This is a genomic window from Streptomyces sp. NPDC041129 (assembly GCF_055592265.1).
The window spans coordinates 1,078,565-1,093,869 of record NZ_JBVIYV010000001.1 but is presented as its reverse complement, the minus strand read 5'-3'; the positions used below and the strand labels follow the sequence as shown (position 1 = coordinate 1,093,869).

Genomic DNA, 15,305 nt, shown 5'->3' with positions numbered 1-15,305 from the left:
CGTCCGCCGGGGTGACGAGCGGCCCTTCGGGCCGTACCGGGCGCATCAGCGGCCGTCAGCAGCCGTAGCCGCCGAACCCCTGCTCGACCGCCCCGCCGCTGGGAGCCGGACGACGAGGTGGACGAGTCGGCCTTGCCCTGGGTGAAGGAACCGTCGACCTTGGTGACGTTCAGGGACAGCGCGCCGACCGCCGCCGCCACGCCCATCTGCGCGGCGACCTTCGCGACCAGCGAGGACTTCAGGGCCTCGCCGCCCTGCGTCATCACCCGGTCGGAGCTCTGCGTGGACGTGCCGCTCCGCTTGGCGTCGAACGTGAAGTTCGGCCCCTGTGAGCTGCCCGCCTCGGGGGCCGAACGCGCCTTGGTGACCGTCATGTCGGTGCCGAGGCCGTACAGCGATTTCAGGACCTCGTCCTGGGCCTGCGCCATGCCGGCCGACACCGAGTTGACGGTGATGACCAGCGCGATACCGAGCGCCAGACCCATCGCGATCACCAGAGCGGCCTTCTTGCGGCGGCTCAGCTCGCGCTTGAGATAGATGCCGAACATCCCGTTCCTCGAAAGGTTCTTGGCGCCTGCTGCGGGCGCGGCCTCAAGCTAGGGAGGAACCTTGGAGGAGCCCTGGGTAAAGGATGTGCAAGGGCTGAGAAGGCGGGTGGCTCACCGGATTCTCATGGGACGGCAAATTCCGGTCGTCTCCCCGGCTCCTGCGGACAAACCCCTGTTCGACGCGGTGTACGGTCCCGGGGTGCGTGATAGTTCCCGGCTCAGCCGGCGTGCCGTCCTCGGGCTGACGGCCGCCGCCCTTCCCCTTTCCGCGGCCGCCCCGGCCGCCGCCACCACCGTCGTGGGCGGTGAGCGGCTGGCGCGTGGCGGAGTCCAGGTGCGCGGCGCCTCAGGACTGCCCAGGAAGCTCGACGCCCGCGCGTGGCTCGTCGCCGACGGCGAGAGCGGCGAGGTGCTCGCCTCGTTCAACGCGCACCGGCGCCTCGCCCCCGCGTCCACGCTGAAGATGCTCTTCGCGGACACCGTGCTGAAGAAGTTCGACCGGACCGAGCGGTACAAGGTCACCGACGAGGATCTGGCCGACGTCCCGGCCGGCTCCAGCCTGGTCGGCATCAAGCCCGGCATCACCTACACCGTCGAGCAGTTGTGGCAGGGGGTGTTCCTGCGCTCCGGCAACGACGCGGTGCACGTCCTGTCGCACATGAACGGCGGGATCGCGAAGACGGTCGCCGAGATGCAGGCCAGGGCGGAGGACCTGCAGGCCCTGGACACCCGGGTGGTCAGCCCCGACGGCTTCGACCACAAGGGGCAGCTCTCCTCGGCGTACGACCTCACGCTGTTCGCCCGGCACGGACTGAAGGACGCCGACTTCCGGGGCTACTGCGGCACCCGGACCGCCGACTTCCCGGCGGGCGGCAAGAAGACCTTCCAGATCCAGAACACCGACCGTCTGCTCACCGGGGCGTGGGGCCTCGAGGTGTACGAGGGCCTGATCGGCGTGAAGAACGGCTACACCAGCCACGCCGGGAACACCTTCACCGGTGCGGCAACCCGCGGCGGCCGCACCCTGCTGGTCACCGTGATGCACCCCCACGTCGGCGGCAACGCGGTCTACGAGCAGACCGCCGCGCTGCTCGACTGGGGCTTCGCGCACGGGAGTTCGGTGCAGTCGGTGGGGACGCTGGTCGAACCGCTCAGCGCGGGCGGGGCGAGCGCGAGTACGGCGCCGGGCACGTCCCGGAAGGCGGCCCGGGGCGCGGCGGGCGCTCCCGGCCCGGCCGCCGGGCACACCTCGTCGTGGCGGCTGGTGGAGGGCGCCGCCGGCTCCGCGGCCCTGCTGGGCGCGGGTGCGTGGGCGCTGCGCCGGCGGCTGACCCGGGGGAGGGCGGCCGGGGCCGAGGCGCGGCCGGAGAGCGGATCGGGCGGACGTCGCCGGACCTGAGTCACCGGGAGCCGAAGGGGCCGTGAGGACGATTCGCGGCAGCCGTTCCACCGGCCGGTGCGCACCCCGCGGTCGCCCGCGGGGTCCACCCCCAACCTGCGGCCGGCGGAACGGCTGCCGTCTCCCCCCTCGCTATGGCTACGGAACCCCCGCGCTCCAAGTGTGAAGCTCTTGTGGAGAAAATTTGAACACATGTGGCCGATCCGCCGCAATGCCGCGGATGTTCGAATTCCGTTTGCCCAACTGCCCTCAGCCGCGCCCGATGTAGGGCATCGCGGTCGCCAGCACCGTCGCGAACTGCACGTTCGCCTCCAGCGGCAGCTCGGCCATGTGCCGCACGGTGCGCGCGACGTCCGCGACGTCCATCACGGGCTCGGGGGCGGTCCGCCCGTCGGCCTGGAGCGCGCCGGTCTCCATCCGGGCCGTCATCTCGGTGGCCGCGTTGCCGATGTCGATCTGGCCCACGGCGATGCGGTACGGCCGCCCGTCCAGCGACAGCGACTTGGTCAGGCCGGTCAGCGCGTGCTTGGTCGCGGTGTAGGCGACCGACATGGGCCGGGGCGTGTGGGCGGAGACGGAGCCGTTGTTGATGATCCGGCCGCCCCGCGGGTCCTGCTCCTTCATCCGCCGGTACGCCGCCTGCGCGCACAGGAACGCCCCGTTGAGGTTGGTGTCCACCACGTGCCGCCATGCCTCGTAGGGCAGGTCCTCGACGGGCACCCCGCCGGGCCCGAACGTGCCCGCGTTGTTGAACAGCAGGTCCACCCGGCCGAACCGCTCGACGGCCGCCGCGAACAGCGCCTCCACGTCCGCGGGCCGGGACACGTCGGTGCGCACCGCGAGCCACGGGCCCCCCGGCGCCCGGGCGGCCGTCTCCTCGAGCGTCTCCAAGCGCCGGCCGGCCAGGACCACCGACCAGCCGGCGCGCAGCAGTTCCACGGCGACGGCCCGCCCGATGCCGGAACCGGCGCCGGTCACCACCGCGATCTTCGATTCCCTGTCAGTCATGGCTCCGCAGCGTAGGCGGCGGGTCCGCCATGCGGAATCGGCTGTCCGCCATACGGTTGGAGCCGGCCAGGACCCCGGTAGCAGCCGGGCAGGTCCTAACCCGCGACCGCGGCCGCGGTCACGGCCTCCCCGGGGTACCGCACACCGATCCGCTCCCGGATCGCGTCCAGCGTGCGCATCACCGCGAGGCTGCCGTCCAGCGGCACCAGCGGCGACTCCCGCTCGCCCGCCCGCAGAGCCCGCATCACCTCGGCCGCCTCGTGCCGCAGGCTGGTACGCGGTCCGTCGGCCGGGTCCGCGGTGAACTCCTCGCAGTCGCGGCCGTCCCGGTGCAGCACGAAACGCTCCGGGTGGAAGAAGCCGGCGGGGATGTCGATCCGGCCGAGGGAGCCGGTGACCGAGGCGGTGGTGCCGGTGCCCCCGGCGATGGAGCAGTGCAGCGAGGCCAGCGCGCCGCTCTCCCAGGAGAGCAGGGCGCCGGTCTGGAGGTCGACGCCCTCCGCCGAGAGCACCGCGCTCGCGGCGACCGCGTCCGGCTCGCCGAGCAGCAAATGCGCGAACGACACCGGATACACCCCGAGGTCCAGCAGCGACCCGCCGCCGAGCGCCGGGTCCCGCAGCCGGTGCGCCGCCGGGAACGGACCCGCGAGACCGAAGTCGGCCTGCACGGTACGGACCTCACCGATCGCCCCGTCGTCCACCAGTGCCTTCAGCCGCCGCACCAGCGGGTTGCAGTACATCCACATCGCCTCCATCAGGAAGCGGTCGTGCTCCTTGGCCAGCGCCACCAGTTCCCCGGCCTCGCGGGCGTTGAGCGTGAACGCCTTCTCGCACAGCACGTTCCGCCCGGCCGTCAGGCACAGCCCGGCCGCGACCCGGTGCGCCGAGTGCGGGGTGGCGACGTACACGACATCGATGTCCGGATCCGCGGCCAGTGACTCCCAGTCGCCGTAGGCGCGGGTCACCCCGAACCGCTCGGCGAACGCCTCCGCGGACTCCATCCGGCGCGAGGCCACGGCCACGATCTCCGCGTCCGGCAGATCCACCAGGTCCGCGGCGAAGGCCGCCGCGATCCCGCCCGTCGCCAGGATGCCCCACCGCACGCTCCGCTGCCCCATCCCGCCCCGCCCTCGCTCATGTGTACCTCGGCAGTGTGTACGAGCTGAGAGCATAGGTGCCGGGAGAGCACGAGAGGGAGGGACACATGCGCGAGGACACGGCGGCATCGGCACCGGAGACGGCGCACCCGGCCGATACCGCGCAGCCCGCGCCCGATACCGCGCAGCCCGCGCCCGATACCGCGCAGCCCGCGCCCGCCCGGCCCGCCGGCCTGCTCCTCGTCATCCTCCTCGGCGGCCTCACCGCCACCACCCCGCTGGCGATGGACATGTACCTCCCCTCGCTGCCGGAGGTCACCCGCACGCTGCACGCCCCCGCCGCCACGGTCCAGCTCACCCTCACCGCCTGCCTGGCCGGGATGGCCCTCGGGCAACTGGTCGTGGGACCGATGAGCGACCGCTGGGGGCGCCGCCGGCCGCTGCTGACCGGCCTCGCCGTCTACCTCGTGGCCACCGCCCTGTGCGCGCTCGCGCCCAACGTGGAGACCCTGGTGGGGCTCCGGCTGGCGCAGGGCCTCGCCGGCTCGGCCGGGATCGTCATCGCCCGGGCAGTCGTGCGCGACCTCTACGACGGCCTGGCCATGGCCCGCTTCTTCTCCAGCCTGATGCTGGTCTCCGGGGTCGCCCCGATCGTGGCGCCGCTGATCGGCGGCCAGATCCTGCGGGTGACGGACTGGCGGGGCGTGTTCGTCGTCCTCACCGTGGCCGGTGCCGCGCTCACCGCCCTGGTCTGGGCGCGGCTGCCGGAGACCCTGCCGCCCGCCCGCCGGCACCAGGGTGGAGTGGGGGAGGCGCTGCGGGCGATGCGCGTCCTGCTCGCCGACGCGCCGTTCAGCGGCTACCTGCTGGCCGGCGGCTTCGCCTTCGCCTCGCTGTTCGCGTACGTCAGCGCCTCGCCGTTCGTCGTGCAGGAGATCTACGGCGCCTCCCCACAGACCTTCAGCCTGCTCTTCGGCCTCAACTCGGTCGGGCTGATGATCACGGGGCAGATCAACGGCAAGCTGCTGGTCGGACGGGTCGCCCTGGACAAGGTGCTCGCGGCCGGCCTCGCGGTGACCGTGCTCGCGGCGGCCGCCCTGCTGCTGATGTCCGCCGGGGCCTTCGGCGAGGTCGGCCTGGTCCCCGTCGCCGCCGCGCTCTTCGTGCTCATGTCGGCGATGGGCGTCACCCTGCCCAACGCCCAGTCCCTCGCCCTGCTGCGGACCCGGCACGCCGCGGGATCCGCCTCCGCGCTGCTCGGCACGTCCTCCTTCCTGATCGGCGCGGTCGCCTCCCCGCTGGTCGGCGTCGCCGGGGAGCACACCGCCGTGCCCATGGCGATCGTCCAACTGGCGGGTGCGTCGGTCGCGGTGGCCTGCTTCGTGGGACTGTGCCGTCCGTGGAAGGCACGTACGGGGTCGGAGGAGGACCAGAACTGAGCACGCCGAGACTGCGCCCCGGCACACCCGAACGAGCCGGGCTCGACCCCACGGAACTCGGGCACCTGGCCGACGAGGTGCACGCCCTGACCGCCGGAGTGCGCCCCTGGGCGGCCGGTGCCGTCGTGCTGGCCGGACGTGGGCCGGTGGTCGCCGTCGCCGAGGCCGCCGGCTGGGCGGTGCGCTACGCCTCCTACGACCCCGGGACCGGGGCCGGTGTCGAGCTGCCGCCCGCCGAGCAGGTCCCGGCCGGTGTCTCCACCCCGTTCGACCTGGCCTCCCTCACCAAGCTGTTCACGTCCGTCGCTGCCGTGCAGCAGATCGAGCGCGGCACCCTCGGCATGGACGCCCGGGTCGGCGCCTACCTGCCCGAGTTCACCGCCGCCGCCGAACACGGCATCACCGTGCGGCAGTTGCTCACCCACACCTCGGGGCTGCGGCCCGAACTCCCGCTGTACGACCGTCCGGACACCGCCGCCCGGCTGGCGATGCTGCGGGCCGAGGCGCCGGCCGCCGTGCCCGGCACCTACCTCTACTCGGACCTGAACATGATCCTGCTCCAGTTCGTCCTGGAGCGGATCACCGGCCGGACCCTGGACGTGCTGATCGAGGACGGCATCACCCGGCCGCTCGGGATGACGGACACCGGCTTCGGACCGTGCCCCGGCGCCGCGGCCACCGAGGACCAGCGGCTGCCGTGGGCCAAGGCCGACCGGGGGATGCTGCGCGGCGTGGTGCACGACGAGAACGCCTGGGCGCTCGGCGGGGTGGCGGGTCACGCCGGCCTCTTCTCCACCGCGCCGGACCTCGCGGTCTTCTGCCGGGCCCTGCTGGGGGGCGGCGCGTACGGCCCGGCCCGCATCCTCGGCCCCGACTTCACGGAACTGCTGCTGACCCGGCCCGGCCTGGGCTTCGCCGTGGACCAGCCGTGGTTCATGGGCGAGCTGGCGGGCAGGGGAGCGGCGGGCCACACCGGCTTCACCGGCACCTCCCTGGTCCTGGACCCCGCCACGGACACCTTCCTGGTCCTGCTGGCGAACACGGTCCACCCCCGCAGGCGCCTGCCGGACAGCAGACCGAGGGCGACCATGGCCACCCACCTGGCCCGGGCCGTCCGCGGCGCGTGAGCGGCGGGCGTCCCGCCGGCGCGGGCCCGCGCCGCGCCGGCGCTGCCTTCCGCCCCGGGCGCTTCGGTGCCGTGGGACGAGCGCGCCCGGCGCCCCGGCAGCATCGCTCCCACCGGGATCGGTCCCCTCCGGGTAGCTGAGAGAATCACGGGGTGAACGCCCCAGCCTCCCCAGCCGACGCCCTCCGTGCCTCCGTCAGCGCGCTGCTCGACGGGCTTCCGCCCCGGCAGGCCGCCGGGGCCGTGGAGCGGCTGATCGCCAGCTACCGGGGCGACACCCCCACCCACGCCCCGATCCTGCGCGACCGCGCCGACGTTGCCGCCTACGCCGCCTACCGGATGCCCGCCACCTTCGAGGCGGTCCGCTCGGCGCTGGAGGCGTTCGCGGACTCCGTGCCCGGCTGGGCACCCGGCGGCCATGTGGACGTCGGCGGCGGCACCGGCGCGGCGACCTGGGCGGTGACCGCCACCTGGGACGGGGCCCGGCCGGTGACCGTGCTCGACTGGGCCGAACCCGCGCTCGCCCTCGGCCGGGAGATCGCCGCCGCCAACCCGGCCCTGCGCGACGCCCGCTGGGAGCGGGCCCGGATCGGCAGCGCGCTCACCCTGGGCCCCACCGATCTCGTCACCGTGTCGTACGTCCTCAACGAACTCGCCGAGGCCGACCGTGCCGCCCTCGTGGACGCCGCCGCGGCCGCCGCGCAGGCCGTCGTGATCGTGGAGGCCGGTACGCCCGCGGGCTACGAGCGCGTCATCGAGGCCCGCGACCGCCTCGTCCGCGCCGGCTTCCGGGTCGCCGCACCCTGCCCGCACAGCGCCGCCTGCCCCATCCTCCCGGGCACGGACTGGTGCCACTTCTCCGCCCGGGTCAGCCGCTCCTCGCTGCACCGGCAGGTCAAGGGCGGCTCCCTGGCGTACGAGGACGAGAAGTTCAGCTACGTCGCCGCCACCCGGCTGCCCGCCGAGCCGGCCCCGAACCGCGTGGTCCGGCGCCCCCAGATCCGCAAGGGGCAGGTGCTGCTGGACCTGTGCGAGGCGGAGGAGCGGCTGCGCCGCACGACCGTCACCAAGCGCCACGGCGACCTGTACCGGGCGGCCCGGGACGCCGACTGGGGCGACCCCTGGCCGCCCCAGGACCCGCCCGCCTAAGGCCCTCTCGTTCGGACCGGGCCGGATCCGGGAGCGGGGTCCGGCCCGGTCCGAACGAAAGGATCTGACCGGCCGGGCTTGTTAGCGTCAGCCCATGGTCAAGAAGCCTGCCCCCGACGCCACCCGGCGCAGTGAGAAGTCCCGCCGGGCGATCTACGCCGCCGCCCTCGCCCTGGTCGGTGAGACCGGCTACCGGAAGACCACCGTCGAGGGGATCGCCGCCCGCGCCGGGGTCGGCAAGCAGACCATCTACCGGTGGTGGTCGTCCAAGGCGGACGTCCTGCTTGAGGCGTTCCTGGACCTCGGGGAGCAGGCGGCACGGGCGGCGGGCCAGCAGCCGTACAGCCTCCCCGACACCGGCGACCTCGCCGCCGACCTCAAGACGGTGCTGCGGGCCACCGTGGACGAACTGCTCGACCCGCGCTTCGAGGCACCCGCCCGCGCGCTGGCCGCCGAGGGCCTGGTCGACGAGCAGCTCGGCCGCGAGTTCGTCGACAAGCTCCTGCTGCCCCAGCTCCAGCTCTACGTCGAGCGGCTGCGCTCCGCCCAGGAGACCGGCGAGGTGCGCCCCGACCTCGACCCGCGCATCGCCCTGGAACTCTTCGTCTCCCCGCTGGCCCAGCGCTGGCTCCAGCGCACCGGACCGATCACCTACGACTACACGGACACCCTGGTCGACTACGCCCTGCACGGCCTGGCCCCGCGCTGACCTCCTGTGAGGCGCGTCTCGTCCGGTTTCTCCGGATGGCCCCGGTGACCCCCCGAAGCGCAGGAAGATGGGACGATGAGGCATGCTGTCCGCACCAGGCGAGGCGAGGGGACAGATGAGCGCGACGTTCGGCGGCCGTAGCGGCCGGCAGGGCAAACTCTCCCAGTGGCTGCGTGGACGCCGCCCGAAGGAGACCGCCGACCCCGGCGGCCGTGAGGCCCTGCTGCTCGCCGCCGCCGCCGCGGGCCTGCCGCTCGCGCCCGCCGCGCACCCCGGGACCGGCTACGGCTGTTCCTGCGACCGCGTTGGCTGCCCCACCCCGGCCCGGCATCCGGTGTCGTTCGCCTGGCAGACGCAGTCCACCACCGACCGCGCCCAGATCGAGCGCTGGGCCCGGCACCAGCCGCAGGCCAACTTCATCACCGCGACCGGCATGGTGCACGACGTCCTGGACGTCCCCCTGGAGGCCGGCCGGGAGGCGCTGGAGCGGCTGCTCGACGCCGGTGTGGAGGTCGGGCCGGTCGCCGAGAGCGACGACGGCCGCATGATGTTCTTCACCCTCACCCGGGGCACCCCCGAGGACGAGGACGAGTGGTGGCCCTGCGAGCTGGACTGCCACCCCGAGACCATGGACGAGCACCCGGGCCTGCGCTGGCACTGCCGCGGTTCCTACGTCCTCGTGCCGCCCGCCCGGCTGCCCGGCGACGGGGAGCGGGGGCTGCGCTGGCTGTGCGGCCCGGAGCAGCCGCTGCCCGATCCGCTGACCCTGCTGGAGACGCTGACCGACGCCTGCGCCCGCCACACCGGCGACACCGCCGGCACGGCCTGGCCGCTGCGGCACTGAGCCCTCCCACGGCTACCCGCGCGGGCCGCTCGCGCCGCGCCCTCGCGCCGGCTACTCGCCCTGCGCCGCCGTCAGCCCCTGGACCCGCCCCAGCACCGACACCCGGCCGCCGCCCGCCGGGTCGAGGGCGGCCTCGTTGGCGATGATCTCCAGCGTCAGCGACTGCTTGATCTCGCCCTTGGTCAGGGCCTGCACATCCCGGTTCGGGGTGGGCACCGACGTGCCCGCTGCGGCGGTCTGCTTCTCGTAGTGGTGCGTGGTGAAGAACACCAGCGCCCCGCCGTCCGCCGTGCGCAGCGCGAGCGGCGCGTAGTCGCCGCTGGTCAGCGGTTCGTCGATGAACTGCCGTACCAGACCCGGCCGCTTCGCCAGCTTCTGGCGGTTGGCGCGCAGGGTGCTGGTGTACGGGCCGTCCGCGAAGGTGTTCCCGCCGCTCTTCAGATGGCTCGCGTACTCCTTGCTCAGCTCGGCGGGCGACACGGCAAGACCCGTGGAGCCGGCCGGCACGGCCTCGGCCCAGCCGTCCGCGTCCCTCTTGAACTCCGGCACGTCCCCCCGCGCCACCAGCGTCAGATACGCCACCCGCCACGGCTCTCCGAGGCCGTGCCGGGTGAACACCAGCAGCCAGCGGGCGTTGCCGCCCTTGTTGCCCTTGGCGTCCGCGACGAACCAGCGCGGCCACCCGGCCTTCTTGGGGATCGTGAACTTGGCGTCCGTCAGCTCCAGCGGCGAGTGGTTCGCGTTGCCCGACGGGCTGTTGGCGTGTCCGGCCTTCAGCCGGGCGCCGTCGATGTCGGCGAGGGCGCCGGTGACGTGCTTCGCGTCCAGGGAGCGGTCGTAGGCCTTGTCGGCCTCGTTGTAGGCGGCCGTGAACTGCCGTAGGGCCTTGGCGGCCTCGGCGCGGCCGGCGGACGGGAGCACCTCGCGCTCCCCGTGCACCACCACGCAACCGCCGGCCGTCAACGACAAAGCGGTCAGCGAAGCCGCTATGAGTGCGTTCCGGTCACGCCTGCGAAGCCCGCGACGACTGCGATCCCTGCTCATGAGGTGCCTTCACCCTCCCCTTCCCGGAGGCGAACCCTACCGGGACGGGAAGGCGCGCGGATGGCCGGTTCCCGTACTGTGCCGCCCCGTTGTCCGGGCCCGTCACCCGGACGCCGGGAACACCCGTCACTCGGACGCCGGGACCTTGCCCCCGGCGGGAGCCGCCGTGCCCCGCTGTGCGCCGCGCAGCCGGGCGCGCAGCTCCGGCGTGAGCAGGAAGACGGCCAGCGTCGGCACCAGGTAGAGGGCCCACACCGTGAGCTGGACGACCGTCGGGTCCGGCTGGAAGTTGAGCACGCCCTTGAGCAGGGTGCCGTACCAGCTGTCCGGCGGGATCGTGCCGCTGATGTCGAAGGCCAGGTGGTTGATGCCCGGGATCCAGCTCGCCTCCTGCAGGTCGTGGAAGCCGTACGCCAGCACGCCCGCCGCGACCACGACCAGCATGCCGCCGGTCCAGGTGAAGAACTTGGCCAGGTTGATCTTCAGGGCGCCCCGGTAGAACAGCCAGCCCAGCAGGACGGCCGTGGCCAGGCCCAGGGCCACGCCGATCAGCGGGCGCGGGGTGCCGTCGCTCGCCGCGTGCACCGAGGCCCACACGAACAGGGCGGTCTCCAGGCCCTCCCGGCCGACGGCCAGGAACGCGGTGGCGACCAGCGCGCCCGTGCCCATCGCGAGGGCCGCGTCCAGCTTGCCGTGCAGCTCCGACTTCAGGTGCCGGGCGGTGCGCCGCATCCAGAACACCATCCAGGTCACCAGGGCGACGGCGACGACGGACAGCGAGCCGCCGAGCGCCTCCTGCGCCTGGAACGTCATCTCCTGGGAGCCGAACTCCAGGGCGCAGCCGAAGCCCATCGCGATGGCGACGGCGATGCCGATGCCGATCCAGATCGGCTTCAGGGCGTCCCTGCGGCCGGTCTTGACCAGGTAGGCGATCAGGATGCAGACGACGAGCGACGCCTCCAGGCCCTCGCGCAGACCGATCAGGTAGTTGGAGAACACGGGCTACGCCTCCTTCTGGAACAGCGAACGTCCCCACCAGTCGCCGGTGTCCCGGACGCCCGGGGGAACCGCGAAGACCGCCGAACCCACGTGCTGGATGTACTCGTTGAGCGCGTCGTGCGCGGACAGCCTGCGCTGCAGCGGGATGAAGCCCTTGCGCACGTCGCGCTGGTAGGCGAGGAAGAACAGACCGGCGTCGAGGCGCCCGAGGCCGTCGGTGCCGTCCGTGAAGGAGTAGCCGCGGCGCAGGATGGTGATGCCGTCGTTGGAGTCGGGGTGTGCGAGCCGCACGTGCGAGTCCGGCTTCATCGCCTTCAGGAACGGCTCGTCGTGCTCCTTGGCCTTGCCGACCGCGGCGCCCTCGCGCTTGTCGCGGCCGAAGACGTCCTCCTGCTCCTGCAGCGAGGTCCGGTCCCAGGTCTCGACGTTCATGCGGATGCGCCGGGCGACCAGGTAGGACCCGCCCGTCATCCAGTCCGGCCCGTCCCCGTCGCCGACCCACACGAACTTCTTCAGGCGGTCGCTCTCGGTTCCGGCGATGTTGCGGGTGCCGTCCTTGAACCCGAACAGGTTGCGCGGGGTCTGGGCGTCCGGGGTGGTCGACGAGGTCTTGCCGAAGCCGAGCTGGGACCAGCGGATGGCGACCTTGCCGAAGCCGATCCGGGCCAGGTTGCGGATGGCGTGCACGGCGACCTGGGGGTCGTCCGCGCAGGCCTGGACGCACAGGTCGCCGCCGGTGCGGGTCTTGTCCAGGTTGTCGCCGGGGAAGGCGGGCAGGTCGACCAGGGCCGCCGGCCGGCGGTCGTGGAGGCCGAACCTGTCGAAGAACGACGGGCCGAACCCGATGGTCAGCGTCAGCCGGGAGGGCTTGAGTCCGAGAGCCTCGCCGGTGTCGTCCGGCGGCGCCTCGGCGAGCCCGCCGTAGGCGCCCTCGCCGACGGTCTTCCCCGCGGTCATCCGCCGGGCCGCGTCCGTCCAGTCCTTCAGCAGCTGCACGAACGCGTCGCGGTCGTCGGTCTTCACGTCGAACGCGGCGAAGTGCAGCCGGTCCTGCACGGGGGTGGCGATGCCGGCCTGGTGGGCGCCGTGGAACCGCACCGCCCCGCCCACCTCGGCGGAGGCGGGGTCGATGTCGTCGCCCACCCTGGCCATCGCCATCCCGCCGCCGGCCGCGGCGGCCCCGAGCGCCAGCCCGGCACCTCCCCAGCCGATCAGCGCCCGGCGCGACGGACTGCCGTCGCGGGGCTCCCGGGTCTCCCGGGTCTCCTGGGTCTCGGTCATCGCCTTGTCCCCCCTGCTCACTTGACGACGGCGGCGGCGAGCTTGGACAGCGGCTCGGCGAGCGCGTTCACCGCGTCCGACAGCTCCTTGCGCTGCTCCCCGGTGACCTTGTCGTAGGAGGTGAACTCGTAGGAGTTCTTGTCGGAGCGGTACTTGTCGAGCACGGCGTTCAGCGCCGCGAACTGCTTGTCCAGCTCCTTGGCCAGCGCCGGGTCGTTCTTGGCGGCGACCGGCTTCAGCAGCTCGTAGGCCTTCTGCGCGCCCTCGACGTTGCCCTTGAAGTCGACCAGGTCGGTGTGGGCGTAGCGGTCCTCCTCACCGGTGACCTTGCCGGTCGCGACCTCGTCCAGCAGCTCCTTGGCGCCGTTGGCCATGGAGGACGGGGTGATCTCCGCCTTGCCGACCCGGTTCTGCCAGTCCTCGAGGTCGGTGACGAGCAGGCCGGCGAGGGTCTTCTCCTCGGCGCCGATCTTCCCGTCCTTCCACAGGGCCTTCTCCAGCCGGTGCCAGCCGGTCCACTTCTGGCCCTCCTCGAGTCCGTCCTCGCGGACGTCGACCTTCGGGTCGATGTCGCCGAAGGACTCGGCGACCGGCTCGGTGCGCTCCCAGCCGAGGCGGGAGAGCGGGTACGCCTTCTTGGCGGCCGCCACGTCGCCGGCCTTGACCGCCTTCACGAACGTCTCCACGCGCGGCAGCGTCTCGTCGGCCTGGTCCTGCGCGTACTGGCGGTAGTCGGCGACCGCCTTGTCCAGCGCGGGGTCGCGCCGGGCCGTCTTGCCCCCGCCGGTGACGGTGAGCTTCTGCCGGACGCCGTGGCCCTTCATGCCGGGGCGGCAGGCGATCTCGTACGTGCCCGCCTTCACCTCGGCGGTCAGCGTGTACTTGGTGCCCGGGCCGATGTTCTCCTTCTCGGAGACGATCCGGTCGTCCGGGAAGACGATCTCGACCTCGGTGGCCTTGGAGCCCTTGTTCTCTATCTTCAGCGTGACCTGGCCGGCCGGGACGGACTTGGCCGAGGTGTCGCACTTGGAGTCGGCGGCGGTGACCTCGATGGCCTTGCCGTCCTTGGCATCGCTCTTCGCGGTGCAGGCCGAGAGGGCGGTCAGAGCGGCCACGGTGGTGGCGGCGGTGACGGTCAGTCGGGCGGCTCGCATGCAGGCTCCAAGGGCGGATCTGGGGTGGTGAGGCTGACCTAACATAGCTGAGGCTTACCTCAGCGATACACACCCGGGTCGTGATTCGGCTCTCACGGAAAGATCACAGACACGGCTTGATCTCGGCGTCTCAAAGGCGGCGCCAGCGAAAGGTAAAGGGAAGGTCAAGGGGTGATTCAATCATCTCGTGACTGACTACGACGTGCTCCGCGTCTTCTGCGGACCCAACGGCGGCTACGGCAACGAGCTGGGCGTCGTCCGGGACGGATCGGTGCTGCCCGAGCGGGACGACCGGCAGGCGCTGGCCGCCAAGCTCGGCTTCAGCGAGACCGTGTTCGTGGACGACCCCGAGCGCGGGATGATCGACATCTACACGCCCACCCTGCGCCTGCCCTTCGCCGGTCACCCCTGCGTCGGCACGGCCTGGCTGCTGGACGTGCCCGAGCTCGTCACGCCCGCCGGGTCGGTCGGCGTCCGGCTGGACGGCGAGTTCAGCTGGATCGAGGCCCGCGCGGAGTGGGCCCCGCCGCGCACGCTGCGCCAGTACGGCACCGCCGTCGAGGTCGACGCCCTGGACGTGCCGCCGCCCGGCGAGTGGGTCTACGCCTGGGCCTGGGAGGACGAGGCGGCCGGCCGGGTCCGCGCCCGCGCCTTCCCGGGCCGCGACGACGGGATCGACGAGGACGAGGCGACGGGCGCGGCGGCGCTGCTGCTCACCGAGCGGCTGGGCCGGGCGCTGAACATCACCCAGGGCAGGGGCTCCCAGATCCTCACCGCGCCCCAGCCGCACGGCTGGGTGGAGGTCGGCGGCCGGGTCTTCCTCGAGCGCTAGTCGGGCGCGGGGCGCCGATCGTCAGGCGCTCCGCGCGAACTCCTCGCCCAGGGCCTCGAAGACGGCGGTGTTGAGGGTGAACGCCCGCCTGCACTCCGTCACGATGCGCTGCCTCTCCAGCTCGTCCGCGTCGACCGCGTCCAGGTGCTCCCGGTAACTCCGCTTGAACGCGGCCGGGTTGGAGATGTCCTCGAAGACGTAGAAGCGGACGCCGTCGCCCTTGCGCGCGAAACCCCAGGTCTTCTCCGCCCGGTCCCGGATGATCTGGCCGCCGGACAGATCGCCCAGGTAGCGGGTGTAGTGGTGGGCGACGTATCCGCCGGGCCAGCGCTCGGCGCAGTCCCGGACCCGGTCCGCGTACGCCTCGGTCGCGGGCAGGGCGGACACCTCCGAGCGCCAGCGCGGGCCGCGCAGATGCGCCAGGTCCCGCTCCAGCGCGGGCAGCCGCAGCAGCTCGGGCCGGATGAAGGGCCCGGCCACCGGATCCGCCGCCAGCCGCCCGGCCGCGCTCTCCAGTGCCGCGTAGACGAACCACAGTTGCTCGGTGTAGCGCGCGTACGCCGCCACTCCCAGCCGCCCGCCGAGCAGGTCGCTCATGAACGACGAGGTCTCCGCCGCCACGTGCTGCTGGTGCGACGCGGTGCGGATGACGGTCGAGAACGACTCCATGGACTCT

General features: G+C 73.0%; 14 protein-coding genes and 1 pseudogene. 7 read left to right on the top strand and 8 right to left on the bottom strand.

Annotation, left to right across the window (positions count from 1 at the left end; all coding sequences use genetic code 11):
• Positions 1 to 77 precede the first annotated feature (77 nt).
• Positions 78 to 548, bottom strand: a pseudogene (locus ACZ6B1_RS04675) (ABC transporter permease); the annotation flags it as partial.
• Between the two features lie 199 nt (positions 549 to 747).
• Between ACZ6B1_RS04675 and ACZ6B1_RS04670 the strand changes: the two are divergent.
• On the top strand, positions 748 to 1,947 hold the full coding sequence (locus ACZ6B1_RS04670) for a D-alanyl-D-alanine carboxypeptidase family protein (RefSeq protein WP_468774923.1): 1,200 nt from the start codon (positions 748 to 750) through the stop codon (positions 1,945 to 1,947).
• 249 nt (positions 1,948 to 2,196) lie between these two features.
• On the opposite strand, the gene ACZ6B1_RS04665 is transcribed toward ACZ6B1_RS04670, so the two are convergent.
• Positions 2,197 to 2,955 (bottom strand): SDR family oxidoreductase, encoded by a 759-nt coding sequence (locus tag ACZ6B1_RS04665; protein WP_468774921.1) that lies wholly within the window; start codon positions 2,953 to 2,955, stop codon positions 2,197 to 2,199.
• 95 nt (positions 2,956 to 3,050) lie between these two features.
• On the bottom strand, positions 3,051 to 4,073 hold the full coding sequence (locus ACZ6B1_RS04660) for a Gfo/Idh/MocA family protein (protein WP_468774919.1): 1,023 nt from the start codon (positions 4,071 to 4,073) through the stop codon (positions 3,051 to 3,053).
• A gap of 86 nt (positions 4,074 to 4,159) precedes the next feature.
• On the opposite strand from ACZ6B1_RS04660, the gene ACZ6B1_RS04655 reads away from it, so the two are divergent.
• From ACZ6B1_RS04655 to ACZ6B1_RS04635, 5 genes are all read left to right on the top strand, one after another.
• Positions 4,160 to 5,491 (top strand): multidrug effflux MFS transporter, encoded by a 1,332-nt coding sequence (locus ACZ6B1_RS04655; protein WP_468774917.1) that lies wholly within the window; start codon positions 4,160 to 4,162, stop codon positions 5,489 to 5,491.
• Positions 5,452 to 6,618, top strand: a complete 1,167-nt coding sequence (locus ACZ6B1_RS04650) for a serine hydrolase domain-containing protein (RefSeq protein WP_468774915.1) — start codon at positions 5,452 to 5,454, stop codon at positions 6,616 to 6,618. Before ACZ6B1_RS04655 ends, ACZ6B1_RS04650 begins: the two co-directional genes overlap by 40 nt.
• Positions 6,619 to 6,770: 152 nt before the next feature.
• Positions 6,771 to 7,766, top strand: a complete 996-nt coding sequence (locus ACZ6B1_RS04645; RefSeq protein ID WP_468774913.1) for a small ribosomal subunit Rsm22 family protein — start codon at positions 6,771 to 6,773, stop codon at positions 7,764 to 7,766.
• A gap of 94 nt (positions 7,767 to 7,860) precedes the next feature.
• Positions 7,861 to 8,475 (top strand): TetR/AcrR family transcriptional regulator, encoded by a 615-nt coding sequence (locus ACZ6B1_RS04640; protein WP_468774912.1) that lies wholly within the window; start codon positions 7,861 to 7,863, stop codon positions 8,473 to 8,475.
• 115 nt (positions 8,476 to 8,590) lie between these two features.
• Complete coding sequence (locus tag ACZ6B1_RS04635; protein WP_468774910.1) at positions 8,591 to 9,319, top strand: bifunctional DNA primase/polymerase; 729 nt, start codon at positions 8,591 to 8,593, stop codon at positions 9,317 to 9,319.
• Positions 9,320 to 9,370: 51 nt separating this feature from the next.
• Here ACZ6B1_RS04635 and ACZ6B1_RS04630 read toward each other — a convergent pair whose 3' ends face one another.
• The 4 genes from ACZ6B1_RS04630 to efeO form a co-directional block, all read right to left on the bottom strand.
• Positions 9,371 to 10,363 (bottom strand): SCO2278 family lipoprotein, encoded by a 993-nt coding sequence (locus ACZ6B1_RS04630; protein ID WP_468774909.1) that lies wholly within the window; start codon positions 10,361 to 10,363, stop codon positions 9,371 to 9,373.
• Positions 10,364 to 10,489: 126 nt separating this feature from the next.
• The gene (efeU, locus tag ACZ6B1_RS04625) at positions 10,490 to 11,362 is read right to left on the bottom strand and encodes an iron uptake transporter permease EfeU (RefSeq protein WP_468774908.1); all 873 of its coding nucleotides are present in this window, start codon (positions 11,360 to 11,362) and stop codon (positions 10,490 to 10,492) included.
• Between the two features lie 3 nt (positions 11,363 to 11,365).
• Entirely contained in the window at positions 11,366 to 12,643 is a 1,278-nt protein-coding gene (gene efeB / locus ACZ6B1_RS04620; protein WP_468774907.1) for an iron uptake transporter deferrochelatase/peroxidase subunit, read from the bottom strand.
• A 17-nt stretch (positions 12,644 to 12,660) separates the two neighbouring features.
• A complete protein-coding gene (gene efeO / locus ACZ6B1_RS04615; protein WP_468774906.1) occupies positions 12,661 to 13,797 on the bottom strand; it encodes an iron uptake system protein EfeO in 1,137 nt (378 codons plus the stop codon).
• A 187-nt stretch (positions 13,798 to 13,984) separates the two neighbouring features.
• Between efeO and ACZ6B1_RS04610 the strand changes: the two genes are divergently transcribed.
• The gene (locus tag ACZ6B1_RS04610) at positions 13,985 to 14,629 is read left to right on the top strand and encodes a PhzF family phenazine biosynthesis protein (RefSeq protein ID WP_468774904.1); all 645 of its coding nucleotides are present in this window, start codon (positions 13,985 to 13,987) and stop codon (positions 14,627 to 14,629) included.
• Positions 14,630 to 14,650: 21 nt separating this feature from the next.
• On the opposite strand, the gene ACZ6B1_RS04605 is transcribed toward ACZ6B1_RS04610, so the two are convergent.
• Positions 14,651 to 15,298 carry a biliverdin-producing heme oxygenase gene (locus tag ACZ6B1_RS04605; RefSeq protein WP_468774902.1) on the bottom strand — a complete coding sequence of 216 codons (648 nt, stop codon included), beginning with the start codon at positions 15,296 to 15,298 and terminating at the stop codon, positions 14,651 to 14,653.
• Positions 15,299 to 15,305: the final 7 nt, after the last annotated feature.

Excerpts from the sequence above, each read along its gene's own strand:
- ACZ6B1_RS04665 (WP_468774921.1), bottom strand. The coding sequence starts at position 2,955 with ATGACTGACAGGGAATCGAAGATCGCGGTGGTGACCGGCGCCGGTTCC.
- ACZ6B1_RS04660 (WP_468774919.1), bottom strand. The coding sequence starts at position 4,073 with ATGGGGCAGCGGAGCGTGCGGTGGGGCATCCTGGCGACGGGCGGGATC.
- ACZ6B1_RS04655 (WP_468774917.1), top strand. The coding sequence starts at position 4,160 with ATGCGCGAGGACACGGCGGCATCGGCACCGGAGACGGCGCACCCGGCC.
- ACZ6B1_RS04640 (WP_468774912.1), top strand. The coding sequence starts at position 7,861 with ATGGTCAAGAAGCCTGCCCCCGACGCCACCCGGCGCAGTGAGAAGTCC.
- ACZ6B1_RS04635 (WP_468774910.1), top strand. The coding sequence starts at position 8,591 with ATGAGCGCGACGTTCGGCGGCCGTAGCGGCCGGCAGGGCAAACTCTCC.
- ACZ6B1_RS04630 (WP_468774909.1), bottom strand. The coding sequence starts at position 10,363 with ATGAGCAGGGATCGCAGTCGTCGCGGGCTTCGCAGGCGTGACCGGAAC.
- efeB (WP_468774907.1), bottom strand. The coding sequence starts at position 12,643 with ATGACCGAGACCCAGGAGACCCGGGAGACCCGGGAGCCCCGCGACGGC.
- efeO (WP_468774906.1), bottom strand. The coding sequence starts at position 13,797 with ATGCGAGCCGCCCGACTGACCGTCACCGCCGCCACCACCGTGGCCGCT.
- ACZ6B1_RS04605 (WP_468774902.1), bottom strand. The coding sequence starts at position 15,298 with ATGGAGTCGTTCTCGACCGTCATCCGCACCGCGTCGCACCAGCAGCAC.